The 2,990-nt window shown below is 61.2% G+C and carries 3 protein-coding genes; 2 read left to right on the top strand and 1 reads right to left on the bottom strand.

Annotation, left to right across the window (positions count from 1 at the left end; translation table 11 throughout):
• Window positions 1-32: 32 nt before the first annotated feature.
• Window positions 33-1,166, bottom strand: a complete 1,134-nt coding sequence (locus tag E0L15_RS11985; RefSeq protein WP_087234248.1) for a DUF4317 domain-containing protein — start codon at window positions 1,164-1,166, stop codon at window positions 33-35.
• Between the two features lie 184 nt (window positions 1,167-1,350).
• On the opposite strand from E0L15_RS11985, the gene E0L15_RS11980 reads away from it, so the two are divergent.
• The gene (locus tag E0L15_RS11980; protein WP_168125771.1) at window positions 1,351-2,439 is read left to right on the top strand and encodes a PTS sugar transporter subunit IIC; all 1,089 of its coding nucleotides are present in this window, start codon (window positions 1,351-1,353) and stop codon (window positions 2,437-2,439) included.
• A gap of 69 nt (window positions 2,440-2,508) precedes the next feature.
• Window positions 2,509-2,826, top strand: a complete 318-nt coding sequence (locus tag E0L15_RS11975) for a sporulation initiation factor Spo0A C-terminal domain-containing protein (protein ID WP_087234252.1) — start codon at window positions 2,509-2,511, stop codon at window positions 2,824-2,826.
• Window positions 2,827-2,990: the final 164 nt, after the last annotated feature.

The raw sequence follows: 2,990 nt of genomic DNA, 5'->3' as shown, positions 1-2,990 counted from the left end.
AAAAGGAGGAAGCCCCCGGCTTCCTCCTTCTCTTATTCCTCAATGGCGATATCTACGCCGTTGACCTGCACCCCGTCCTGGGCACGGATCAAAATGTACTTCACCCCGTCGATGACCCGGGTGGACACCAGGTCGCTCTGCTCGGCGGGCAGACGCACCGTCACGTCGGCGGCGGCCACCTCCACCTGCTTGGGCTGGATGACGTTGGCGGGATTGATGGCCGTCTCCTCCCCAAAGGCCTCCTGGAACTTGCGCCCGAACTCCTCGGCGCAGTGGGCGGGCACCCCGCAGGAGCGCAGCACACCCGCCATCTCCCCGTGGTTCAGGGTGAGCGGCTCCGGCTCGTGGCTCTCCTTATGGACCTCCATCATCTCCCGCAGCTGCTGGTGCACCCCTTCCACCACCTCATAGCTGCCCTGACCCTCCAGGGCCTCGCTGAAAATGGTCTGGAAGGTCTCCTTCTGAGCCTGGGCAGGCATGGGAGGCTGGCAGCGGAACAGCTCGCTCCACATGGCCTCCTGGCTGGCCTTGGTGTCCTTGGTGTAAAAGAGTGCCCCATACAGGTTGGTGCTGCGCTCGTCAAAGGCGGGGAACAAAAAGCCCAGAGCGGGGGGGCTCACCAGGTGGTTCATCTGGCGGTTGTGGAACTCATTCTCCCGCATGTAGTAGCTCAAGGCGGGCTTGGTCTCCTTCACGGGGCAGATGGAGCACATAATATAGCGGTACACCTCATTGCCCCCGTCGTCCTGGCGGCTTCCGTCCTTGCCCCGGTAGGGCACGTCGTAGCTGTCCTGAATGAGCAGAATGAGATAGCTGCCCTCCAGCTCCACCGTCTCCACAATGCGGCGGAACAGCTCCTCCACAGCGGCGTCATCCTTCAAGGCGGAGTCCCGCACCGTCATCAGCAGCTTGTGCTCCTCCCCATAGGCCACCTGCTGGGTCTCAAACTCCATGGGCAGCAGGTTCTTCCCCAGCTTGCCCGACAGGGTCTTGCGCAGCACCCCCAGGAACATGTCCCGCTCGTCCTCGCTGAGCATGGACAGGGGCTGGTTGAACTGGGAGACAATGTGCTTGAGTTCATTGACATAACAGCCCCGGATGGAGCCGATGGCATTGCGGTCATCTTTAAAGCGGCGGCGAATTTCGCCGATTTCCTTCTCATTCATGGTGGAATACTCCTTATAACTCGGTATCAACCCCCACAGCGGGGGAATATCAGTATAGCACGCTTCCGCCGCCCCTGGCAAGGAGAGTTGTGAAACATGCACATTGACAAGGGAAAAAAATCTCGTATAATAAAACCCACTGGTGTCATGACACCTGTATGGATAGAAAGAAGGAGGAAATCCCATGTCCAAATTCAAGGAGTTTCTGGCCCGAAAGGACGTTGTCATCTCGGGCAAGCGGTACGGCATTGACGCCCTGGGGGCCATGGCCCAAGGCCTGTTCTGCTCCCTGCTCATCGGTACCATCTTAAATACCTTAGGCAAACAGCTGGGGCTGGAGGTGCTGGTGACGGTGGGAGGCTACGCCTCCGCCATGAGCGGGGCGGCCATGGCCGTGGCCATCGGCTACGCCCTGAAAGCCCCTCCCCTGGTGCTCTTCTCCCTGGTCACCGTGGGCTACGCCGCCAACGTCCTGGGCTCTACCACTCTGGACGGCGGGTCGGGAGCCGGCGGTCCCCTGGCGGTGCTGTTCATCGCCATCATCGCCGCCGAGCTGGGCAAGCTGGTGAGCAAGGAGACCAAAATTGACATTCTGGTCACCCCCCTGGTGACCATTCTGGTGGGTGTGGGCCTGTCCGCCTGGTGGGCCCCCGCCATCGGCACCGCCGCCTCCTCTGTGGGCAACTTTGTGGAGTGGGCCACCGTGCTCCAGCCCTTCTGGATGGGCATTCTGGTATCTGTAGTCATCGGCGTGGCCCTCACCCTCCCCATCTCCTCGGCGGCCATCTGCGCCGCCATTGGCCTGACCGGGCTGGCGGGCGGCGCTGCGGTGGCGGGCTGCTGCGCCAACATGGTGGGCTTTGCCTTCCTCTCCTTCCGGGAAAACCGGTGGGGCGGCCTCATCAGCCAGGGCCTGGGCACCTCCATGCTGCAAATGGGCAACATCGTCCGCAACCCCCGCATCTGGCTGCCCGCCATTTTCACCTCCGCCATCACGGGACCTCTGGCCACCTGCGTGTTCCAGTTCCAGATGAATGACCCCTCTGGGGGCGTGGCCTCGGGCATGGGCACCTGCGGCATGGTGGGCCCCATTGGGGTATACGCCGGGTGGGTCAACGACGTGGCCAACGGAGCCAAAGCCGCCATCACCGCCATGGACTGGGTGGCCATGGCCCTCATCTGCTTCATTCTCCCCGCCGTGCTCACCTGGGCCTTCGGCCTGCTGCTGCGCCGGATTGGCTGGATTCGGGAGGGAGACCTCACCCTCTCTTGACATTCTCCTCTTCTCCCTGTAACATAAACATATGTTAAGATTTTCACAGAGAGAAAGAAGCGAGAGACCATGGTAGACCCGACTGTTGAGAATAAGCTGCGCTCCCTAGGCCTGATGGGAAACTATCAGGGGTACCACTGTCTGGTGTACAGCGTGCATCTCATTCAGGCCGACGACACCTACCTGGACATGGCCACCAAGCGGCTCTATCCCGAGGTGGCCCGGTTCTTCGGCATGAACCCCGGAGCGGTGGACAGCGCCATGCGCACCGCCATCTCCCTGTGCTGTACCCGGTGCCAGGCCCAGGTCTCCCAGATGTGCGGAGGCAAGGCCCGGCCCACGGTGACCGAATTTCTCCACGGACTGGTAAAACAGCTGGCAGAATGACCCCAGGGTGCGCCTCCCCGATATTTGGGAGGCGCACCCTTTTTGTCCCCCCTTTCGACCCGGTTGTGTTGACTTTTCCACCCCAAGTCTGATACAATACCCCGTAAATCTGAACACAACGAGGTGTGAACATGGACAAATACAAGCTCTGTGCAGCGGCTCTC

The sequence above is a fragment of the Pseudoflavonifractor sp. SW1122 genome, from assembly GCF_012027765.1.
Taxonomy (GTDB): Bacteria; Bacillota; Clostridia; order Oscillospirales; family Oscillospiraceae; genus Enterenecus; species Enterenecus faecium.
The sequence above is the reverse complement of the archived record's forward strand: the minus strand, read 5'-3'. Positions and strand labels throughout refer to the sequence as shown.